General features: G+C 65.5%; 22 protein-coding genes. 9 read left to right on the forward strand and 13 right to left on the reverse strand.

What is annotated here, in order from left to right:
• Positions 1–39: 39 nt before the first annotated feature.
• From JOE31_RS20075 to JOE31_RS20105, 7 genes are all read right to left on the reverse strand, one after another.
• Positions 40–981, reverse strand: a complete 942-nt coding sequence (locus tag JOE31_RS20075; protein ID WP_245199277.1) for a hypothetical protein — start codon at positions 979–981, stop codon at positions 40–42.
• A gap of 117 nt (positions 982–1,098) precedes the next feature.
• The gene (locus JOE31_RS20080; protein ID WP_209747583.1) at positions 1,099–1,392 is read right to left on the reverse strand and encodes a DUF503 domain-containing protein; all 294 of its coding nucleotides are present in this window, start codon (positions 1,390–1,392) and stop codon (positions 1,099–1,101) included.
• A gap of 22 nt (positions 1,393–1,414) precedes the next feature.
• A complete protein-coding gene (locus tag JOE31_RS20085; RefSeq protein WP_011690406.1) occupies positions 1,415–1,735 on the reverse strand; it encodes a putative quinol monooxygenase in 321 nt (106 codons plus the stop codon).
• Between the two features lie 42 nt (positions 1,736–1,777).
• A complete protein-coding gene (locus tag JOE31_RS20090) occupies positions 1,778–2,407 on the reverse strand; it encodes a hypothetical protein (RefSeq protein WP_209747585.1) in 630 nt (209 codons plus the stop codon).
• Between the two features lie 14 nt (positions 2,408–2,421).
• Positions 2,422–2,991 carry a DUF1990 family protein gene (locus JOE31_RS20095; protein WP_209747587.1) on the reverse strand — a complete coding sequence of 190 codons (570 nt, stop codon included), beginning with the start codon at positions 2,989–2,991 and terminating at the stop codon, positions 2,422–2,424.
• Positions 2,988–3,398 (reverse strand): MmcQ/YjbR family DNA-binding protein, encoded by a 411-nt coding sequence (locus JOE31_RS20100; RefSeq protein ID WP_209747589.1) that lies wholly within the window; start codon positions 3,396–3,398, stop codon positions 2,988–2,990. The genes JOE31_RS20095 and JOE31_RS20100 overlap by 4 nt, the downstream gene beginning before the upstream one ends.
• A 39-nt stretch (positions 3,399–3,437) precedes the next feature.
• On the reverse strand, positions 3,438–3,863 hold the full coding sequence (locus JOE31_RS20105; protein ID WP_209747591.1) for a CoA-binding protein: 426 nt from the start codon (positions 3,861–3,863) through the stop codon (positions 3,438–3,440).
• A gap of 291 nt (positions 3,864–4,154) precedes the next feature.
• Here JOE31_RS20105 and acs point away from each other — a divergent pair, with 291 nt between their 5' ends.
• From acs to JOE31_RS20125, 4 genes are read left to right on the forward strand one after another with little or no spacing between them, the layout of a single operon-like run.
• Complete coding sequence (acs, locus tag JOE31_RS20110) at positions 4,155–6,335, forward strand: acetate--CoA ligase (RefSeq protein WP_245199278.1); 2,181 nt, start codon at positions 4,155–4,157, stop codon at positions 6,333–6,335.
• A 10-nt stretch (positions 6,336–6,345) separates the two neighbouring features.
• On the forward strand, positions 6,346–7,569 hold the full coding sequence (gene sfnG / locus JOE31_RS20115; RefSeq protein WP_209747593.1) for a dimethylsulfone monooxygenase SfnG: 1,224 nt from the start codon (positions 6,346–6,348) through the stop codon (positions 7,567–7,569).
• On the forward strand, positions 7,569–8,915 hold the full coding sequence (locus tag JOE31_RS20120; protein WP_209747595.1) for an O-acetylhomoserine aminocarboxypropyltransferase/cysteine synthase family protein: 1,347 nt from the start codon (positions 7,569–7,571) through the stop codon (positions 8,913–8,915). Before sfnG ends, JOE31_RS20120 begins: the two co-directional genes overlap by 1 nt.
• Entirely contained in the window at positions 8,912–9,409 is a 498-nt protein-coding gene (locus JOE31_RS20125; protein ID WP_209747598.1) for a CoA-binding protein, read from the forward strand. Before JOE31_RS20120 ends, JOE31_RS20125 begins: the two co-directional genes overlap by 4 nt.
• Before the next feature lie 85 nt (positions 9,410–9,494).
• Here JOE31_RS20125 and JOE31_RS20130 read toward each other — a convergent pair whose 3' ends face one another.
• A complete protein-coding gene (locus JOE31_RS20130) occupies positions 9,495–10,337 on the reverse strand; it encodes a hypothetical protein (protein WP_209747599.1) in 843 nt (280 codons plus the stop codon).
• Positions 10,334–10,888 (reverse strand): RNA polymerase sigma factor, encoded by a 555-nt coding sequence (locus JOE31_RS20135; protein WP_209748670.1) that lies wholly within the window; start codon positions 10,886–10,888, stop codon positions 10,334–10,336. Before JOE31_RS20135 ends, JOE31_RS20130 begins: the two co-directional genes overlap by 4 nt.
• Positions 10,889–11,331: 443 nt before the next feature.
• Here JOE31_RS20135 and JOE31_RS20140 point away from each other — a divergent pair, with 443 nt between their 5' ends.
• The 3 genes from JOE31_RS20140 to JOE31_RS20150 are packed head-to-tail and all read left to right on the forward strand — an operon-like array spanning position 11,332 to position 14,803.
• Positions 11,332–11,859 (forward strand): PadR family transcriptional regulator, encoded by a 528-nt coding sequence (locus tag JOE31_RS20140; protein WP_209747601.1) that lies wholly within the window; start codon positions 11,332–11,334, stop codon positions 11,857–11,859.
• Positions 11,856–12,572 (forward strand): ABC transporter ATP-binding protein, encoded by a 717-nt coding sequence (locus JOE31_RS20145; RefSeq protein WP_209747603.1) that lies wholly within the window; start codon positions 11,856–11,858, stop codon positions 12,570–12,572. The genes JOE31_RS20140 and JOE31_RS20145 overlap by 4 nt, the downstream gene beginning before the upstream one ends.
• An 8-nt stretch (positions 12,573–12,580) precedes the next feature.
• Positions 12,581–14,803 carry an FtsX-like permease family protein gene (locus JOE31_RS20150; protein WP_245199280.1) on the forward strand — a complete coding sequence of 741 codons (2,223 nt, stop codon included), beginning with the start codon at positions 12,581–12,583 and terminating at the stop codon, positions 14,801–14,803.
• Between the two features lie 20 nt (positions 14,804–14,823).
• On the opposite strand, the gene JOE31_RS20155 is transcribed toward JOE31_RS20150, so the two are convergent.
• Complete coding sequence (locus tag JOE31_RS20155; RefSeq protein ID WP_209747607.1) at positions 14,824–15,285, reverse strand: Hpt domain-containing protein; 462 nt, start codon at positions 15,283–15,285, stop codon at positions 14,824–14,826.
• Positions 15,286–15,539: 254 nt separating this feature from the next.
• On the opposite strand from JOE31_RS20155, the gene JOE31_RS20160 reads away from it, so the two are divergent.
• The gene (locus JOE31_RS20160; RefSeq protein ID WP_209747608.1) at positions 15,540–15,731 is read left to right on the forward strand and encodes a hypothetical protein; all 192 of its coding nucleotides are present in this window, start codon (positions 15,540–15,542) and stop codon (positions 15,729–15,731) included.
• An 85-nt stretch (positions 15,732–15,816) separates the two neighbouring features.
• Here the strand turns inward: JOE31_RS20160 and JOE31_RS20165 are convergent, their stop codons facing one another.
• On the reverse strand, positions 15,817–17,106 hold the full coding sequence (locus JOE31_RS20165; RefSeq protein ID WP_209747610.1) for an adenylosuccinate synthase: 1,290 nt from the start codon (positions 17,104–17,106) through the stop codon (positions 15,817–15,819).
• 390 nt (positions 17,107–17,496) lie between these two features.
• On the opposite strand from JOE31_RS20165, the gene JOE31_RS20170 reads away from it, so the two are divergent.
• On the forward strand, positions 17,497–18,129 hold the full coding sequence (locus JOE31_RS20170; protein WP_011690388.1) for a uracil-DNA glycosylase: 633 nt from the start codon (positions 17,497–17,499) through the stop codon (positions 18,127–18,129).
• A 66-nt stretch (positions 18,130–18,195) separates the two neighbouring features.
• Here JOE31_RS20170 and JOE31_RS20175 read toward each other — a convergent pair whose 3' ends face one another.
• Positions 18,196–18,618: a DUF3151 domain-containing protein gene (locus JOE31_RS20175; RefSeq protein ID WP_209747612.1), complete on the reverse strand. Its 423-nt coding sequence runs from the start codon at positions 18,616–18,618 to the stop codon at positions 18,196–18,198.
• On the reverse strand, positions 18,618–19,637 hold the full coding sequence (gene fbaA / locus JOE31_RS20180; RefSeq protein ID WP_028272257.1) for a class II fructose-bisphosphate aldolase: 1,020 nt from the start codon (positions 19,635–19,637) through the stop codon (positions 18,618–18,620). The genes JOE31_RS20175 and fbaA overlap by 1 nt, the downstream gene beginning before the upstream one ends.
• Between the last annotated feature and the right edge of the window lie 89 nt (positions 19,638–19,726).

The following is a 19,726-nucleotide window of genomic DNA, read 5'->3' on the forward strand; positions in this document are numbered from 1 at the left end:
TTTGAACCCTCAGAACGGCAGTTACGGAGCAATCGCTCGTTAACGGTCCGGCCGCCAACCCGCTTGCACTAGCGCTGTGCGTATTTTGGATACTGCCGGCTTTGCTTCGTTGAACATGTGGCGGTTGGAGATCCGGACTTCGGTCCAGCCAAGGGCCGCGTAGCGCTCGGAACGGGCGATATCCCGGACCACCTGGCCCTCCTCACCGTGGTGCTCGCCCTCGTACTCGATCCCGACTTTGTATTTCCGGTAGGAAAGGTCCGGCTCATGGTGGCGGCGACCATCATGGCCGATGATGGGCACGTTCAACTCCGGTTCCGGCAGGCCGACCCTGACGATGGCCAGCCGAAGGAGCGTCTCCTGCGGCGAGTCAGAGCCCACCCTGATGAGCTTGATGGCTTCCTTTGCCTTGCGCAGGCCGCGCTTTCCCTTGTGCCTGTCAATCATCCGCTGAAGGTCAGCCACACTACAGAGCGGCACGTTCCTGTCCTCCAGGCCCGCCCGCGGCACCCGAACACAGCTGTCGCCCATGGCTACAAGCTCGTCCACTGACAGCATCTCCGCCATGTCCAGCCAGGTCCGCTCCGGAGTGGTCACGGAAATCCCGTCGACTGTGGTGACCTCGTCGCTGAACAGCTTCATCCGGTGCACAATGACATGCGGCCGGTTCAGATAGGCCTCGCCCTCAGGCCTGATGACATGAAACATATCCTGCGATCCCTGCTGCTGACGTCGCGGCAGCGCGAGCAGTTCCGCCGCAGTGAGGTGCGACGCGGCGCATCGCTCGTTGACCTCAATGAAGGGCCGCACCCTGATACGCAAGGGGAGCTCCGCCGTCGCGCTCTCCACGCGTATTCCCTTCCCAAGGCGCTTCAGGGAGCTGTGCCGCAGCCGTTTGGGTGATACTCCGGCGCGCGCCGCGTCCACCGCGGTGAAGGGTCGATCCTGGAATTCAACGGGAAGCGGGCGTGCAGTCTTCATGGGTTCATGAGAGCAGAATGCCGCCCGAGTCCGCAGAAGTTATCCACAAGACCTATCGACTGCTCCGTAGCCGCCGTTTTGGGATGCCAAAATGGCCCGTGCGGAGCAATCGATGAATCAGTCGTCGCTGCGGAGCTCGCGTTGCCTGGCGCTGAGGAGTTCCAGTTCGGGGCGGTTGGCAACGAAGCGTTCGACGGCGGTGAGCACCTCCACGAGGTGCGTCCGGTCTGCTGCAACCAGCCCGGCGCCAAGCTGCGTGCGCCGGTACTGTTCGTGGTCCCCCACCTCGGCCACGGAAACCTCAAAGCGGCGCTTCAGCTCCGCCAGCAGCGGCCGCACCACGGAACGCTTCTCCTTGAGGCTGTGAACGTCGCCCAGGAGAATGTCGAACTCAATCCATCCGATCCACATGGGGCGGTCCTTCCCGGGCGGGCTAGGCGATGGTGAGTTCGCCCATGCGGTCCCAGCCGTCGCCGTCGAGCTGGCGGCTGATGATGCGGGGCGTCTCAGCGAGGGCCTGGGGCATGTCCGCCATCGCCTTCTGGAAGTGTGCGCTATTGACGTGGTCGCCGGCGGCATCGTCCTTGAAGGCTTCCACGAGGACAAACTCGTTGGGGTCCTCCACGCTGCGGGACCAGTCGAACCACAGGTTGCCGGGCTCCTGACGCGTCGCCTGGGTGAAGTCCTCCACCAGGCCCAGCCACTTATCCGACCAGTCCGGCTTGACCTTGAACTTGACGACAATGAAGATCACGGGGTTATGCCTTTCGTTGTTTTTCTACGGCTCGTTGTCTTGCTACGGCCGGCCGGCGGCGAGGGAATGCTGGCACTCCTCGATCGCCTCACGGGCCCATTCCTGCTGCTGGGGTGTGCCGACACGTTCCGCCCACTGTTCGGCAAGCTGGAACTCGACCAGGGCCTCGGTGAAGCGGCCGCCCTGGTGCAGCGTCCAGCCCAGGTTGTTGTGCAGCGAGACCATCCACCGCCTGGTCCGAGGATCGTGCACCGTGGAAGCATACTCGAGGGCACTGCGGGTCCAGGACTCGGCGTGCTCAGGGTCCGCGATCGCCAGCATGTGCAGCGCGTCGACGGCCAGGAATTCCTCACTGAGGTGGTCCGCCAGTTCGGCGGCCTGTTCAAACAGCGGCACGGCCATCGCGGCGTGCCCGCTGGAGTTCAGCAGGCGGCCTCGCTCCAGGAGCACGCGGACGGCCACGGTGGGCTCGTCGGCGTCGATCGCGTCCAGGAGTGCGTCGGCTTCCTCGTAGCGGCCCTGCAGTCCGATGGCCCGCCCCACCTGGGTGGCGAGCTCGGCCCGTTCATCGGCGTCGTAATTTTCGTCTGTGGCAGCCGTCCGGAAACGGGCTTCCGATCCTGCGGGGTCGTCGAAGTTCCACAATTGGTCAAGGGTTTTCTGTTCCAGCATCCACCTGCTCCTGATCAGCTTTCACCTGCGGCCAGTTCGTGCGCACTCCCAATGTATCGGGAAGTGACGTGTCTTTGTGCGCGTGCCGTGACGGCGCTGCCGGCCGCGTAAAACCAGTTGGAGGGCCGGCTGAAGGCAGTGATCTTCAGGAACACGCGCCCCTGGCCGTCCAGTTCCACTTCAAAGGCTTCCTCGCCCCGCACCGGATGGCCGGGCAGCGTGCCGTACCCGAAACCGGCGCTTTGCGGGCCGTCGCCGGGCACCGGCCGGCGCACCCACACCACCTCGCAGGGCGCGTTGATCCGGAAAGGCCCGACGCCGAATCCGCTCACTACGCGGGCGCCGGGCACCACGACGTCGGAGTCGGAGCGGACCCGCAGCCCGGACCGTTTCTGCAGCTGCCAGGCCAGGATCCCGTGGGCCACCCGCCGGTAGAGTGCCGCACCCTCGCCGAGGTACGCCTGGGTCACCAGCCAGGGGATGCCGTCCGGCGGCCGTCCGTGTTCAGTGGAACCAACGCCAGGGTAATTCAGGTTGCCCCTGGCGACGCGGCTGACACGGCCGGCACCGCGACGGCTCTTCATGCGCCTTCACCCCGGGCGAGCCCGGCCCATCCCAGCTGTTCGCGCTGCTTCCGGCTCAGTGTGGCCACCACCAGGTCGTAGGAGTCCTCCACCATGTCCCGGATCATGTCATCCGGCAGCGATCCGTCCAGCCGGACCCCGTTCCAGTGCGTCTTGTTCATATGCCAGGCGCCGGTAATTTCCGGATGGATGGCCCGGAGCTGTTCTGCCAGCGCAGGCTCGCACTTGAGGCTCACGGACCAATCTTCAGAATCCATCGCGGATGCGGCGAACATCTTGGCCTCCTGCCGCGAACCGCCCGCCACGGCTGCCCGCACCTTGAAAACGGAGGTTTCCGGGCCGAACGGAAAATCTTCGAAGGCGCCGGGGAAGCTCAGGCAGATCTTCCGGAGGGTGTCAACGTCCATGGCACGAGCCTATCCGGCGGCAGGGACAAACCGCAGGTGCTAGATGCCCACGCGCCAGCCTTCGCGGGCCGGGCACGAGTTGACCACCACGTCCAGTCCGGCGGCCTTGGCACGCTCAACGGCAGCGTCGTCGAAGACACCGAGCTGCAGCCACACCGCCTTGGCGCCCACCGCGATGGCCTGGTCGATGACAGCACCCACCTTCTGGGAGTTAACAAAACAGTCCACGACGTCGATCGGGTGCTTTTCCGCGGGGATGTCCGCCAGGGACCGGTATCCCTTCTCCCCGTGAACGTCATCGCCGGGGAGGTTGACCGGAATGATGTCCATGCCCATCCGGTCACGGATGTAGAGGGAGACGTCGTACGCCGAGCGCCACTGGTTGGTGGTCAGGCCGACGATTGCCCATGTGCCTTTGGTTCGCATGAGTCGGTCAATGACTGCCGGATCGTTAATATGGGACATGCATCAACCTTACTCCTGCGGACTTTTCGGACAATTCCCGAATAAGTGAATGAAACAGTGCCTGCGCACCGGTGATGACCGAATATGACGGCGCTGAACGCGCGGATTTTGTGAAATCGTGCATCTCGGTTCTAGTAGGTAATGACCATCCCGAGCGGCCGAGAGACCTGGATCGATGAAGCCGCAGCAACCCCGGTGACGTGAGACGACCATTCCCACGAAACTGTTCCTCCTCTTTCGAGGAATTTTTGGAACGAGGGGTGCTACTGCCAGGACCGATGGAGTGCTGTAATGACCCCTGATAGTTCTTCTGCCCTGCCCACCCTTGCCCGGATTCCGTCCGAGGCAACTCCACAAACCACTTCGGACGCGACGGCGAACGAAGCAGGGCTGCGTGACGCGCCCGGCTCCTCTCGCGGCTCTTCGGGATGGTCCCTGACCGAGCCCACGGACGGCGCAGTGCACGGCGTCCCCACTGACGGACCGGCGCGTCACCGCAGTAACCCCAACGTAGCGTTCTGGGAAGAACGAGCCCTCCGCCTCGACTGGGCGGCACCGTCCGGCGGAGCCCTCAGCGGATATGCCAGCGGCAAGCCCTGGCATACCGCGCACCGGCGCGTTCCGGCAAACCTGGATGCCGGCACCGGACCGGACATCACCTGGTTTGAGGGCGGCAAGCTCAACGTCGCCTACAACTGCGTGGACCGCCACGTTGCCGCCGGCCGCGGGAGCAAGGTGGCGCTGCACTTCGAAGGCGAACCCGGCGACCGCCGTGCCGTCACGTACGCCGAGCTTCAGCGCGAAGTGTCCAAGGCCGCGAACGCGCTCCTCGCACTCGGCATCACCGAGGGCGACCGCGTGGTCATCTACCTCCCGGTCATCCCCGAAACCGTCATCATCACCCTTGCCGTGGCGCGTATCGGCGCCATCCATTCCCTGGTGTTCGGCGGCTTCTCCGCCGAGGCGCTGAAGTTCCGGGTGGAGGACACGGGGGCCAAACTCCTGGTCACCACGGACGGCCAGTTCCGCCGCGGGGTGGCAGTGCCGGTCAAGGACAATGCGGATGCCGCAGTTGCCGGGGACAACGCCATCGAACACGTGCTGGTGGTCAACCGCACCACCCCTGCCGACCAGCTGGCAACGGTCCCCATGGCTGAAGGCCGGGACGTCTGGTGGCACGACGCCGTCGGGCAGGCCTCCGACGTGCACGAACCGGAAGCGTTCGACGCCGAGACTCCCCTCTTCATCATGTACACCTCCGGAACCACGGGCAAGCCCAAGGGCCTGGTGCACACCTCCGGCGGCTACCTGACGCAGGCGTCGTGGAGCTTCGAGCACCTGTTCAGCAACCCGGACCCGGCGCTCCGTGACCAGGACGTGCACTGGTGCACCGCGGACCTCGCCTGGGTCACCGCGCACACCTACGAGATCTACGGCCCGCTCTCCAACGGCGTCACCCAGGTGATCTTCGAGGGCACGCCGAACACGCCGCATCCGGGCCGGCACTTCGAGATCATCGAGCGCTACGGCGTGACGCAGTACTACACAGCACCCACCCTGGTGCGCTCGCTCATGGGCTGGTTCCCGGACGGAGTACCGGACAGCTACGATTTGTCCTCCATCCGGATGCTCGGCACCGTGGGCGAAGCCGTCAACCCTGAGGCCTGGCGCTGGCTCCGCCAGAACGTCGGTGCCGGCACCGCACCCGTGGTGGACACCTGGTGGCAGTCCGAGACCGGCGCCACCATCCTCTCCCCCGCACCGACGGACACCGAGTTCAAGCCGGGCTGCGCGGCCCGCCCGCTTCCCGGGGTCAGCACCCGGATCGTGGACGACGCCGGCAACACCGTTCCACCGGGCGTCCAGGGATTCATTGTGGTGGACTCCCCCGGACCCGCGATTGCCCGTACCGTCTGGGGCAATCCGCAGCGCTACTTCGATTCGTACTGGCGCAAGTACGCGGAGCAGGGCTGGTTCCTCGCCGGTGACGGCGCCAAATACGACGACGACGGCGACATCTGGATCCTGGGGCGGGTGGATGACACCCTCAACGTCTCAGGCCACCTGCTGTCCACGATCGAAATCGAATCGGCCCTCGTCACCCACCCGGACGTAGTGGAAGCCGGCGTCTGCCCGGTGGCTGACCCCAATACCGGGCACGCCATCGTCGCGTTCGTCGTGCTGAAGGGCGGGGTTCCGACGGAAGTGGCCGCCGAACTCCGGAACCACGTGGCGAAGGAGATCGGACCGATCGCGAAGCCGCGCGACGTCGTCGTGGTTCCCGACGTGCCCAAGACCCGCAGCGGCAAGATCATGCGCAGGCTCCTCACCCAGCTTTTCGAGGGGACCACCCTCGGCGACACCACATCACTCCAGAACGAACCGGCAATCGCCGGAATCCAGGAAGCCCTGGCCGGCTACGCCGCCTCCCTCATTGGGCAGAAGCAGTCTCCCCTCAACGGACAGAAGTAAAGGAACAATCATGAACGACATCAGCAGCGTTGCCCGTCTTTCCGAACCGCTCAAGTTCGCCTACTGGGTGCCGAACGTTTCCGGAGGCCTGGTGGTCTCCACCATCGAACAGCGCACCGGCTGGGACTTCGACTACAACAAGAAGCTGGCCCGGATCGCCGAGGACTCCGGCTTCGAGTACGCCCTGACCCAGACCCGCTACGCCGCCTCCTACGGCGCGGACAAGCAGCATGAAGCCACATCCTTCAGCCTGGCCCTGCTGGCCGCCACCGAGCGCCTCAAGGTGATCTCCGCCGTCCACCCCGGCATGTGGCACCCCGGCGTGCTGGCCAAGTTCATCATCACCGCGGACCACATCTCCAACGGCCGCGCCGCCGTCAACATCGTCTCCGGCTGGCTCAAGAACGAGTTCACCAACTTCGGCCTGGAGTGGCTGGAACACGACGAACGCTACGTGCGCACGGAGGAATTCATCAAGGTCCTGCGGGGCCTGTGGACCGAGCAGGAGTACAGCCAGTCCGGCAAGTACTACAACATCACCGACTTCACCCTGAACCCTGCCCCGGTGGACGTTCCGGGCCGCGCGCATCCGGAAATCTTCTTCGGCGGCAACTCCACCGCGGCACAGGCCACCGCCGGCCGCGTGGCGGACTGGTACTTCTCCAACGGCAAGGACCTGGAAGGCTTCAAGGAGAACATCGCCGGCGTGGTTGCTGCCGCAGGAGAAAGCGGCCGCGGCACGGATGGCTCACTCCCGGCCGCTTTGCCCTCTCCGAGGTTCGGCCTCAACGGCTTCGTCATTGCCCGCGACTCCGAAAAGGAAGCCCGCGACACCCTGCGTGAAATCGTGGAGAAGGCGCACAAGCCCGCCGTCGAGGGATTCCGGGCCGCGGTCCAGGAAGCCGGTCCTTCCACCAAGGACGGCAAGGGCATGTGGGCCGACTCAAGCTTCGAGGACCTGGTCCAGTACAACGACGGCTTCAAGACCCAGCTGATCGGCACCCCGGAACAGATCGCCGAGCGGATCGTCGAGTACAAGAAGATCGGCGTGAACCTTTTCCTCACCGGCTACCTGCACTTCCAGGAGGAAGTCGCCGCGTTCGGCCAGGACATCCTGCCGATCGTCCGCGAACTCGAGGCTGACCTCGCCCGCAGGAACGGCACCGAACTGGACCTGTCCGGCACGCCCGTAGCCGCCGACGCGTCAAAAACCACCGGGCTGGTGAACGCGTAATGGCGGACCGCAAGTTCGGCTTCCGCACCCGCGCCCTGCACGCCGGCGGCACACCCGACGCCGAGCACGGCGCGCGGGCCGTCCCGATCTACCAGACCACGTCCTTCGTCTTCAAGGACACCCAGGACGCCGCCAACCTCTTCGCCCTGCAGAAGTACGGCAACATCTACTCCCGGATCGGCAACCCCACGGTGGCGGCGTTCGAAGAGCGCATTGCCTCCTTGGAGGGCGGCATCGGCGCCGTTGCGACGTCGTCGGGCATGGCCGCGGAATTCATTACCTTCGCCGCGCTCACCCAGGCGGGCGACCACATCGTGGCGGCCTCCCAGCTCTACGGCGGCACCGTCACCCAGCTGGACGTCACGCTGCGCCGCTTCGGGGTGGACACCACGTTCGTCCCCGGCACCGATCCGGCGGACTACGCCGCCGCGGTCCGGGAGAACACCAAGGCGATCTTCGTTGAGGTGGTGGCCAACCCGTCGTCCGAAGTCCAGGACCTTGAGGGTCTGGCAAAGGTGGCGCGCGACGCCGGCATCCCCCTGGTCGTCGACGCCACCTTGAGCACGCCGTACCTGGTGCGGCCGATCGAGCACGGGGCGGACATCGTGATCCACTCCGCCACCAAGTTCCTCGGCGGACACGGCACCACCCTGGGCGGCGTGATCGTGGAGAGCGGCCGGTTCAACTGGGGCAACGGTAAGTTCCCCACCATGACCGAGCCCGTGGCCTCCTACGGCAACGTCTCCTGGTGGGGCAACTTCGGCGAGTACGGCTTCCTGACCAAGCTCCGCTGCGAGCAGTTGCGGGATATCGGCCCCGCGCTCTCTCCGCAGTCCGCGTTCCAGCTGCTGCAGGGCGTGGAAACCCTTCCGCAGCGCCTGGACGAGCACCTGAAGAACGCCCAGGCCGTGGCCGAGTGGCTTGAAGCGGACGAGCGCGTCGCCTACGTGAACTTCTCCGGCCTGCCCTCCCACCCGCACTTTGAGCGGGCGAAGAAGTACCTGCCCCTGGGACCGGGTTCGGTGTTCTCGTTCGGCGTCAAGGGCGGCCGCGCTGCCGGGCAGAAATTCATCGAGTCACTCCAGCTGGCCTCGCACCTGGCCAACGTTGGCGACTCCCGGACCCTGGTGATCCACCCCGGCTCCACGACCCACCAGCAGCTGAGTCCGGCCCAGCTGGAATCCGCGGGCGTCCCCGAGGACCTGGTCCGGATCTCGATCGGGCTCGAGGACATCGAGGACATCCTGTGGGACCTGGACCAGGCGCTGGACGCTGCCTCCTCGTCGGTGGTTGAACCTGTCGAAACCGTCGCCGCCGATGCCTGCACGATCGGAGCAATCGCATGAGCGCAGCAGAATCCAGGACCTGGGAAGGCCCGTCAGCGCCCGACCGCCTGAACCTGCTCCGGCAGGCTAAGTCCATCGCCATTGTGGGCGCCTCGGACAAGCCCTCGCGGGCAAGTTACTTCGTGGCAACCTACCTGCAGTCCTCCACCCGCTACAAGGTGTACTTCGTGAACCCGGTAGTCAAGGAAATCCTGGGACAGCCCACCTACGCGTCGCTTGCCGACCTCCCCGAGAGCCCCGACATCGTGGATGTGTTCCGCAAGCATGATGACCTGCCCGGCGTTCTGGACGAGGCAATCGCAGCCGGTGCCAAGACGCTGTGGCTGCAGCTCGGTTCCTGGCATGAGGACGTGGCGAAGGAAGCGGAAGCCGCCGGGCTCGACGTCGTAATGGACCGGTGCGTCAAGATCGAGCACGCCCGCTTCCATGGTGGACTCCACCTTGCCGGCTTCGACACCGGGGTCATCTCCTCCAAGCGGCAGGTCCTGGCCTAACCAGGCCGTGTCAGCGCGAACGGACGCTTAAGGGCCGCCGTGCGGGCCCTACAGCGTCCGTTCGAGCATTGCGGGGAGGCCGGCGCTACGGCCGGAACTTCTTCAGCCAGCTGCTGACGGGATCGATGGCGGACTCAACGGCGGAACCGAGCAGACCCGTGCCGGATTTGTGCTTCTTCGGGTTGTTTCCGCGGAGCTCCGAGCTGTTTGCTTCCGGCGCCGGGGTAGCCCTATCGGAAGGCTCGCCGGCGTTTTCCGGGGAGCCTGGTGCGGACTGTTCCTCCACGGCGGAATCCGCCTCGCTTACGCCGGCGTCCTCAGCGCCCGGCTTCCCTGCGTGGCTGTTGCCGGAGGCCGCCCCGTTTGCCCGGTCGGATACCTTGGCAGGCTGATGCACCGGCGCACCCGGCTGTGTTTCCGGCGCCTGATCGTTGGCGCGGCCCGCGACGGCGCTCTGTATGTCCGGGCCTGCCGGCTCGTCTGCATCTGCACGGCCCACCGGGTCAAGCTGCAGGAAGAGCGGCGAGACCGACGCTCTCGGTCCGCCCGGGTCAGTTGCGGCCGGCTTGAGGGGAAGCATCCAATCCGGGGTCCAGCCTGTCGTCAGCTCCTGTATGGACCAGGGCCCCGAGCCCGTTGTCGATACTTCGCTGGTGGCGGCAACCCCGCTGACCCCGAGACTCATGCCGGCCAGGACTGCAAGGCCCGCCACCGTGGGGCGGTGCCGGCGCAGCCAGCGTTTCTTCGTCAGTTCATCCCGAGACCCTGCCAGCATGGCCGCAAGCTCGGCGCCCGGGGCGGGAACCTGCATGTGCCCCAGCGAAGCTATGGACAGAAGTGCGGCCCTCAGCTCAGGCACGTCCGTGTGGCCGGCGTCGAGCAGAAGCCGGTCAACGGTCCCACCAGAAACGTCATCCCTGGTTGTCATGGCGCTACGTAGTCCTTTACGGCCGAATGTTCACGGAGTCTGTCCAAAGCACGGCGCTGAAGCTGTTTGACGGCTCCGGCGCTTTTCCCCATAATTTCGGCCACTTGCTCCACCGTGAGATCTGCGATGATCCGCAGCGTCAGGACCTCTTTTTGGTCCTCTCCCAGGATGTCAAGCAGCTGCAGCACTTCCCCGGGTGCCATCAGCAGCATGGCCGCCGCTTCAGCCGAGGCGGCTTCCCGCCGGTCAAGCCCGGGTTCGAACGGTTGCTTCGCGGGCGTCCGGCTTTGCCTTCGGTGATCGTCGACCATTCGCGCATGGGCCACCGAGAAAAGAAAGGTCCGAAGCCCGCTGGCACCCCCGCTGATGGTTTCTATCCGGGGAAGGACGGCCAGGAAGACATCCTGCATAGTGGCCTCCGGGTCCTCGACGCCACGGGCAGTCAGGTATCCCAGCACCTGCGACGCATAGCTCCGATAGACCAGATTGAACAACTCGCCATCGCGGCCCTTGAGGGCCTGCAATGAGGCGTCGGTCAGTGCGTCGGTCACGGACGGATGGCTTTCGTTCAAGGGAGATGGCTACATCATTGTATGGCCATCATGTGGCGGCCGGGCTGTATCCCGCTCCGCAACTTTACCCCGGGTAACCAGGGAAAACCGTCGGAGACCGCGCACTCCTCGGCCGGCTTCCTGCTGAACCGGCTTCGGACAAAAAAGGGCCGGGCCGGAACATGATGGGGGACAGTTCCAGCCCGGCTCTCTTTTTGCAGTCAAGCGCCGGGTTCGAACCTGATGGGGGACAACTTCGAACCCGGCGCTTTCATAGTGGTAATCGTCACGGGGGCGGCCAGGGTTACGCGGAATCAAAAAAAGTTCAAAAAAAAGTTTTCGCGGCCCGTCTCCGCCGCTTCTGCCGCCGCTCCGACGACACAGTCAGATGCGTCGTACGCAATGCCGGCGTCCTGCTATTCACTCAGTGTATAGATGGAGGCGTGAACAACTCACTTACCCTGTTGGGCCTTCTGAGCCGCAAGCCAAGCTATGGCTACGACCTCAAGCACTCATACGACCGCTACTTCGGGACCCAGAAGGCCTTGGCCTTCGGCCAGGTCTATTCCACACTGGCCCGCCTGGTCCGGGACGACTTGATCCGCGCCCTGGGCGAGGAAACCGGCGGCGGCCCGGACCGCAAAAAGTACGAGATCACCGCTGCCGGCCGCGGCAAGGTCCGTGAGTGGCTATTCACCCCGGATGTTCCGTCAGAGACGCTGCAAAGCAACCTCTTCGCCAAGACCGTGATCGCTTTGCTCGTCGATGACGACGCCGACCGCTTGCTCGACATCCAGCGCGCGGAGCACATGGCCCGAATGCGGGAGCTCACCCGCCTCAAGCAGGATTCGGACTTGCTGCACGTGCTGATGTGCGACCACGGACTGTTCCACATCGAAGCCGATCTTCGCTGGATCGAACTCACCAGCGCCCGCCTGACCCGACTCAAGAAGGAGCTCCTGAGCGCATGAGTACGATCGACACCCTGTCACCCATCCTCAGTGCCCGCGGGCTGCACCACTCCTTCGGACAGACACGGGCCCTGCGCGGAATCGACCTCGACGTCCAACGCGGCGAAGTGCTCGCCATCATGGGCCCCTCCGGATCGGGCAAGTCAACGCTGCTCCACTGCCTGGCCGGCGTGCTCGTGCCGACTAGCGGCACGGTGGCCTACACTCCGCCACAAAGGCAGACACCGGTGGTGATCAGCGCCCTCGCAGAACCGAAACGGGCCCGGCTTCGGCTGACCGATTTCGGATTCGTCTTCCAGTTCGGCCAGCTCCTGCCTGAGCTCACCGCAGTGGATAACGTCAGCCTCCCCCTCCTCCTGGGCGGGGCCAAACGCCTGGAGGCCACGCGGCGGTCCGCTGACCTGCTGGACCGACTGGGACTCGACGGCCTCGGCGGCAAGCTGCCCGGCGACTTGTCGGGCGGCCAGGCCCAGCGTGTCGCCGTCGCCAGGGCACTGGTGAGCTCCCCTGCCGTGTTGTTCGCCGACGAGCCCACGGGGTCCCTGGATTCGCTCGCGTCCGAGAACGTCCTCACTCTCATGCTGGAGCTTGTCCGGGAGGTAGGAACGACCGTGGTAATCATCACCCACGACGCACGCACCGCCGCGTACGCTGACCGGGAAGTCATCGTGCGCGACGGTGCAATCGGCGCCGGCTACCGGGCATCCCGATGAATCCGGGGTTGCTCAAACTGGCAGTCGCCGGCAGCCGGTCCGCCTACGGGCGGCTGGCAGGCATCGCCGGAGGGGTCGCCGTCGGAGTGTGCCTGCTGCTGTTGCTCTGGGGTGGCGCCAACGGCCTTGGCGCCCGCGATGACCGCGGCGCCTGGTTGCGCGAAACCGGCCAACCTTCCTTGGCCGTTCCCGTGACGACGGACGATCCGGCCGCGTCAGGACCGGCAACACCCGTACCTTTGACCGCGGATACGATCCTCATGACGGCCAACCCGGTGGAAGTCTTCCGCAACCAGCTGATCAACCGCCGGGATGTCGCGGCCCTGATCCCGACCACCGTAAGAATTCCGGGGATCGGCAGCCCTCCGGAGCCGGGCCGGTATTACGCATCGCCGGCCCTCCAGCATCTGATCGAGTCGACACCCCGGGACCAGCTTGGCGATCGTTTCGGGGAATTCGCCGGCACGATCGACGAGGCTGCCCTGCCCGGTCCGGATTCCCTGATCGTTGTCACCGGCGCCACGGAAGCCGAACTCCGCCAGAGCGGGAGGGCGTCCCTCGTTTCCGGGTTCACTGCCAACCCTTATGGAGGCAGCGCGGCCGCCTACAGCACCGTGCTGCTCATCGGTGCCATTTCGGTGTTCTTCCCGGTCCTGCTGCTCATCAGCATCGTCACCGGCCTCGGTGCAGCCCGGCGCCGGGAACGCTTCGCAACCCTGCGGCTCATCGGCGCATCACCGAACGTGGTCTCGCGGATGGCCGCCGCCGAAACCGCCGTACCCAGCCTGGCCGGTGCGGTGCTGGGTGTCGGATTGGCCGCCCTGTTGAGGCCTGCTGCCGCGCACATCCCGGTAAATGGCACCCGGATGTTCGAAGCTGATCTGGCCACCGGCTGGGTGGCTTCCGCCGCCGTCGTCGCCGCGGTGGTTGCGGCCTCGGCCGGGGTGGCCGGCTTCCGCACGGCCAAGGCGGACGTTGGGCCCCTGGGGGTGACGCGCGCCGTCCACGAAAAGACACCCACTGCATGGCGGACGGTGCCCCTGCTGACCGGACTGGGTGCCATGATCACGGCGGTCGTCATTATCCGGGTCGTGAAAACTAGGCTGCCATGGATTGAATCACCGCTCCTCATCGGCGGCTTTATCCTGATCCTTGCGGGCATCGTGGTGATCGGCCCCTGGCTGACCTTACTGGTCAGCAGGACGGGGCTGCGCCGGGCGCGAAGCGCCGCGGCAGTCATTGCCGCCAGCCGGATCCAAAGAACCCCCGTGGCGACCTTCCGTTCCGTATCAGGGCTCGTCGTCGCGGTGTTCGTCGTCACCGTCTTCGCCGGAGCATCCAGCATCGTCGAATCAACAGAGGCGCCCACGGCCAGGCCAGGTCTGCTCCCGCCCGCCAGCCTGTACGCCACGGTGGGAACGACGGCCACACCGGCCCAGGTCTCGGACGCCGCACGCCAGGCCAGTGAACTGCCCGGAATCCGGAGCGCCACCATCGGTTACGGCCCGGCAGCCCTCTCCGAAACGGATGCAGGCCCTGACATCTATCTTCGGTCTACGGATGCCCCCGGACTGGGCTTTGAAGACATCCCGGCAACGGAGACCGTCAGCGTTGATGCGTCGTTCCTCCACTACGGGACAACCCGGCCCCTGGCACTGACGCCTGCGCCCGGGGCATCCCTGGACGGACTGGTACCGGTGGTGATGATACTCGGCACCGACGGGACCCCCGCGGCCATGGACCGAGCCCGGACGGCGCTGAACGGCTCAGGCGTCACTGCGATCCCGGCCACCTCACCAATGGACATCGGGTTGCAGTCCACCACCCGCCTGATTCAGGGCCTGGCCGTGCTCGCCTACCTGGGCATGTTCGCCGCGATCGCAATCGCAGGGCTTTCATTGGCCGTCGCCACCGCGTCCGCTGTCCTGGACCGGAAGAGGGTACTCGGCCTCATGCGATTAATGGGAATGCCGGTGTCCGTCCTGCGCCGGATTATCACCCGCGAATCCGCCGTCCCGCTCCTGACCGTGTTGCTGCTTTCGATCGGACTCGGGTTCCTCGTGGCCTGGTTGATGGTGACGTTCATCGACGACACTTACCGGGTGACGTGGCCGGCTTCCGACTACTTCATGGCCCTGGGCCTCAGCCTGCTACTGGCCCTCGGCGCGGTCACCGCAACTTTTAGCCTCATCCGGGGGCACACCGCGATCACGGCAACACGCTTCGAATAGGCAGCCCGGGATATTGGCTCTCAGCGGCCCGCCAGCAGACGGGAGAGGGCTGAGGCCAATTCGGCGGCGTCCGGTCCGAGGCGCCGTCCTGTTTCGCGCGCCCGGTCCATCCGGCCGGTACGGAGATCCGTATCGACCAGCAAGGCCACGAGCTCCAGCCGGGAGGCCCCCGCCATGGCCGCAGACGACGCGAGGCTCTGGGCTGCCGCGCTCGCAGCTTCAAGGTCCCCGCTGGCCAGGGCCCCGATGACGTTGTTGACCCTGGACGGGAGAAGCACCAGGAAGAGGTTCAGGAATTCAAGAAGCCGGCTTTGGGCATGAATGTTCCCGGCGAGCTCCTGCACGCGCATGCGGTCGAGGACCGGGGCCCGGTTAATCCGGGCACGGTACCGGCGCGGCCCCTGTTCGAGGGCTGCGGTCCGCTCCGGCAGCCCAGGCTCCGGACCGGTCTTGTTCTTACCTGACTTCAAGCTGAGACCCATGACGCCCATCCCCTCCCGTTAGCGGTCCGGCGACTTGCCTGTAGGAGCCGTACTCCCAGCGCAGTGCCGGTGGATCCAACATAGGGAGGGCTGACCGGCCGGTCACGAGTGGCCAGTACCCGAATCACACCCGCTATCACCTGAATCATGCGCATCACTACGTACCGGCGCCACGGCCGCCGTGCAGATCCCGATCCTGTAACGCTCCGCCCACGGGGGTTACGTGCGGCAGGCAGGAATGTCAGGATACGGGCATGATTGAGGAAGTGATGGCCGTCCCTGCCGCCGGTCCGGCAGCGACCCCCAAACATGTGACCGGACTGATCAACTCCCGGGGTTCGGCCTCAACACGGGCCATGCGCGAACAGGCACGCCGCCGCCGCGATGCCGAGGCGAAACTGCAGCAGCACCTGCTGCAGACCCGCAGCAGGCAGTCCCCCGCCTAGGCGGTATCCATCCCGGCATTAACCACGACGGCGGCGGGCCACCTTGCCAGGTGACCCGCCGCCGTCGGACGTCAGTTAGTCGGTATCAGTCGTTGATGAGGTCGTTGACCACGATGGTCTGGTCGCGGTCCGGACCGACGCCGATCGCCGAGAAACGCGTGCCGGAGAGCTTCTCGAGGGCCAGTACGTAGTTCCTGGCGTTCTCCGGGAGGTCCTCCAAGGTGCGCGCACCGGTGATGTCCTCGGTCCAGCCTTCGAAGTACTCGAAGATCGGCTTGGCGTGGTGGAACTCAGTCTGCGTCATGGGCATTTCATCGTGCCGGACGCCGTCAACGTCGTAGGCCACGCAGACCGGGATCTGCTCGATGCCCGTCAGCACGTCCAGCTTGGTGACGAAGTAGTCCGTGAAGCCGTTGACGCGTGAAGCGTGGCGGGCCAGGACGGCGTCATACCAGCCGCAGCGGCGCGGCCGGCCGGTGTTGACGCCGAACTCGCCGCCGGTCTTCTGCAGGTACATGCCCATCTCGTCGAACAGTTCCGTGGGGAACGGTCCGGCACCCACACGCGTGGTGTAGGCCTTGATGATGCCGATGGAGCGCGAGATCCGGGTGGGACCGATGCCGGAACCCACCGAAGCGCCGCCGGCGGTCGGGTTGGAGGAGGTCACGAACGGGTAGGTGCCGTGGTCCACGTCCAGGAAGGTGGCCTGGCCGCCCTCCATGAGGACCACCTTGCCCTCGTCCAGTGCCGTGTTCAGGACATACGTGCTGTCGATGACCAGTGGGCGCAGGCGGTTGGCGAAGGAGAGGAAGTAGCTGACGATCTCCTCCACTTCGATGTCACGGCGGTTGTAGACCTTGACCAGGAGTTCGTTCTTCTGGCGCAGCGAGCCTTCCACCTTCTGGCGGAGGATGGACTCGTCAAAGACGTCCTGGACGCGGATGCCCAGGCGGGCCACCTTGTCCATGTACGCCGGGCCGATGCCGCGGCCGGTGGTGCCGATGGCCCGGCTGCCCAGGAACCGCTCGGTGACCTTGTCCAGCACCTGGTGGTAGGGCGCCACAAGGTGGGCGTTGGCGGAGACGCGGAGCTTGGACGTGTCCGCGCCGCGGGCCTCCAGGCCGTCGATTTCCTGGAACAGTGCCTCGAGGTTCACCACGCAGCCGTTGCCGATGATCGGAACCGCGTTCGGGCTCAGGATGCCGGCAGGAAGGAGCTTGAGCTCATACTTCTCACCGCCCACGACGACGGTGTGCCCGGCGTTGTTGCCGCCGTTCGGCTTGACCACGTAGTCGACGCGGCCGCCAAGCAGGTCAGTGGCTTTACCTTTGCCTTCGTCGCCCCACTGGGCTCCGACGATCACGATTGCTGGCATGGGATCCTCCCCCATTCGTTCGGGCCGGACCGCAGCCGGTTCACCGAAGTGACCAGCCAGGTACAGCGCCGTTCATGAGAATGCCCCGAATTCCACTGCCGTACCTGTCCGGCCAACTGACCGTCACGCACAACGCAAGAGTTCCGGGGCTCTTACCACCCAAGTTTAGCCGATATGAGTGGCAAGCACCGCTTTCGCCCCTCAGCGGGCCGGTGATCATCGGCTCAGCCCGGCGTTTCATTTCGCTGGGCTTGATAGACTGATAAGGATCGATCAGGAATCGGTCCACTCACCACATTTTCACACCACACCGTATCTGGCGTGCCGGTAATTGGCATGCCCGCATCCGGTGTGGCAGCGTCACCGATCCCGCAGGAGACACAGCAATACATGACAGCCCTGGCTACTGAATCTTTCCGCGAGCAGCTTCTGAGCCGCCGTTACGAACCCAACGTCGCAGTTGTCAATGAGCTGTGCGACACCTTCCAGAGCCTCAAGCCGGACACCGTGGTCCCCTACGTGGACCCGATGCACGACGTCGACGAGTGCCGCATCATCAGCCTGTACTCCAACATCGGCACCGCCGATGAATCCGGTTTCATCACCGCCGGCGACAGCGAAGCTGCCACCCGCATGCTCGGCGTGCAGTGGAAGCTGGGCCTCCGCCCCGAGTTCGTCATGCCCTGGAACGTCCACCCGTGGCACATCCCCGGCGAGCCGAACGGCAAATTCACGCCGGACCAGATTTCCGCCGGCCTCAAGCCGCTGCTGAAGTTCCTCGCGCTGGTTCCCCGCGCCTCCGTGATCGTGGCCCACGGCACCGAAGCCAACCGCCTGGCCCAGCTGCTCCTGAAGACCGAAGTGCCGCTGCTGTGGCGCCGCGGCCTGAAGACCTACAAGGTCCGCTCGCTCAGCGGCCGCGCCTTCGCCGGAACCGAAGCCCGCCAGCAGCAGTACCTCGACGAAATGCACGTTGTGTACGCTGACGCCATGGCCCGCACCGGCCTCACGAAGGCTAACTAACAGCTTGAAGCACATACGACGGCGGCTCCCCACCGGGAAGGTGGGGAGCCGCCGTCGTTAATTCAGTTACTTGCCTTCGAGGGCCGCCTTGGCGGTGGGGTCGGAGTCATTGAGGAACTTCTCAATGCGCTCCGGTTCCTCTGCCTCGCCGATGGCCGACGATGCACGGCCCAGCGCGTACAGGGCGCGCAGGAAGCCGCGGTTGGGCTCGTGCTCCCACGGGATGGGCCCCACGCCGCGCCAGCCGTTGCGCCGCAGCGAGTCCAGGCCCCGGTGGTAGCCAACGCGGGCGTACGCGTACGAATCGACAATCCGGCCCTCGTTCCAGGCTTCCTCGGCCAGGATGGCCCACAGAAGCGAGGACGTGGGGTGCTTCGCCACAAGATCCAGCGCCTCCTGGCCGAGGGCCAGGTGCTGGTAGATCTCGGACTCCGCGGGCAGGAGCGTGGGCTCCGGGCCCATCAGGTTCCTGCGGAACTCGTCGGACATTAGAACGTCTTTCCGGCCGAGCCGAGCTGCTTGGTAGCCTCAACGACGCGGGCGGCCAGCCCGGCTTCAGCGGAGGCACCCCAGACGCGCGGGTCGTAGGTCTTCTTGTTGCCGACCTCGCCGTCAACCTTCAGCACGCCGTCGTAGTTCTTGAACATGTGGTCTGCCACCGGACGCGTGTAGGCGTACTGGGTGTCGGTGTCGATGTTCATCTTGATGGTGCCGTAGGAAACGGCGTCCGCGATTTCCTGGTCCGAGGAGCCGGAACCGCCGTGGAAGACGAGGTCGAACGGGCTGTCCTTGCCGATCTTCGCGCCGACCTGGGCCTGGATGTCCTTGAGGATCTCCGGGCGCAGCTTCACGCCGCCGGGCTTGTACACGCCGTGCACGTTGCCGAAGGTCAGGGCGGTGATGTAGCGGCCGTTCTCGCCGGCGCCGAGGGCTTCGATGGTGGCCAGGGCGTCTTCCACCGTGGTGTAGAGCTTCTCGTTGATCTCGTTTTCGACTCCGTCTTCCTCGCCGCCGACCGTGCCGATCTCGACCTCGAGGATCATCTTGGCAGCGGCGGTGCGCTCCAGCAGTTCACGGGCGATGCGCAGGTTTTCCTGCAGGGTCTCGGCGGAGCCGTCCCACATGTGCGAGTTGAAGATCGGGTTGCGTCCGGCCTTGACCTCGGCCTCGGATGCGGCCAGCAGCGGCAGGACAAAGCCGTCCAGCTTGTCCTTGGGGCAGTGGTCGGTGTGCAGCGCGATGTTGACGCCGTAGTTCTTGGCTACTTCGCGGGCGAATGCGGCGAAGCCCAGGGAGCCGGCAACCATGTCCTTGGTGGAGGCACCGGACCAGTACGCTGCGCCGCCGGTGGAAACCTGGACGATGCCGTCGGACTCTGCCTCGGCGAAGCCGCGCAGGGCCGCGTTCAGCGTCTGCGAGGACGTGACGTTGACTGCCGGGAAAGCGAAGCCGCCCGCCTTTGCGCGGTCGATCATCTCGGAGTAGATCTCTGGGGTTGCAATGGGCATGCTGACTCCTAAAGTGAATTTCGTCTACGGGTTGTGTTGACCCTGGAGTGAACCTCGTCGGCTAGCACCCATCCTAGCCATTTCTGCGC

Source organism: Arthrobacter sp. PvP023 (assembly GCF_017832975.1).
Classification (GTDB): Bacteria; Actinomycetota; Actinomycetes; order Actinomycetales; family Micrococcaceae; genus Arthrobacter.

Bases quoted from the DNA above. Each gene is read 5' to 3' on its own strand.
- JOE31_RS20075 (WP_245199277.1), bottom strand. From the start codon at position 981: ATGAAGACTGCACGCCCGCTTCCCGTTGAATTCCAGGATCGACCCTTC.
- JOE31_RS20080 (WP_209747583.1), bottom strand. From the start codon at position 1,392: ATGTGGATCGGATGGATTGAGTTCGACATTCTCCTGGGCGACGTTCAC.
- JOE31_RS20090 (WP_209747585.1), bottom strand. From the start codon at position 2,407: ATGCTGGAACAGAAAACCCTTGACCAATTGTGGAACTTCGACGACCCC.
- JOE31_RS20095 (WP_209747587.1), bottom strand. From the start codon at position 2,991: ATGAAGAGCCGTCGCGGTGCCGGCCGTGTCAGCCGCGTCGCCAGGGGC.
- JOE31_RS20100 (WP_209747589.1), bottom strand. From the start codon at position 3,398: ATGGACGTTGACACCCTCCGGAAGATCTGCCTGAGCTTCCCCGGCGCC.
- JOE31_RS20105 (WP_209747591.1), bottom strand. From the start codon at position 3,863: ATGTCCCATATTAACGATCCGGCAGTCATTGACCGACTCATGCGAACC.
- acs (WP_245199278.1), top strand. From the start codon at position 4,155: ATGACCCCTGATAGTTCTTCTGCCCTGCCCACCCTTGCCCGGATTCCG.
- sfnG (WP_209747593.1), top strand. From the start codon at position 6,346: ATGAACGACATCAGCAGCGTTGCCCGTCTTTCCGAACCGCTCAAGTTC.
- JOE31_RS20120 (WP_209747595.1), top strand. From the start codon at position 7,569: ATGGCGGACCGCAAGTTCGGCTTCCGCACCCGCGCCCTGCACGCCGGC.
- JOE31_RS20125 (WP_209747598.1), top strand. From the start codon at position 8,912: ATGAGCGCAGCAGAATCCAGGACCTGGGAAGGCCCGTCAGCGCCCGAC.
- JOE31_RS20130 (WP_209747599.1), bottom strand. From the start codon at position 10,337: ATGACAACCAGGGATGACGTTTCTGGTGGGACCGTTGACCGGCTTCTG.
- JOE31_RS20145 (WP_209747603.1), top strand. From the start codon at position 11,856: ATGAGTACGATCGACACCCTGTCACCCATCCTCAGTGCCCGCGGGCTG.
- JOE31_RS20155 (WP_209747607.1), bottom strand. From the start codon at position 15,285: ATGGGTCTCAGCTTGAAGTCAGGTAAGAACAAGACCGGTCCGGAGCCT.
- JOE31_RS20160 (WP_209747608.1), top strand. From the start codon at position 15,540: ATGATTGAGGAAGTGATGGCCGTCCCTGCCGCCGGTCCGGCAGCGACC.
- JOE31_RS20165 (WP_209747610.1), bottom strand. From the start codon at position 17,106: ATGCCAGCAATCGTGATCGTCGGAGCCCAGTGGGGCGACGAAGGCAAA.
- JOE31_RS20170 (WP_011690388.1), top strand. From the start codon at position 17,497: ATGACAGCCCTGGCTACTGAATCTTTCCGCGAGCAGCTTCTGAGCCGC.
- JOE31_RS20175 (WP_209747612.1), bottom strand. From the start codon at position 18,618: ATGTCCGACGAGTTCCGCAGGAACCTGATGGGCCCGGAGCCCACGCTC.
- fbaA (WP_028272257.1), bottom strand. From the start codon at position 19,637: ATGCCCATTGCAACCCCAGAGATCTACTCCGAGATGATCGACCGCGCA.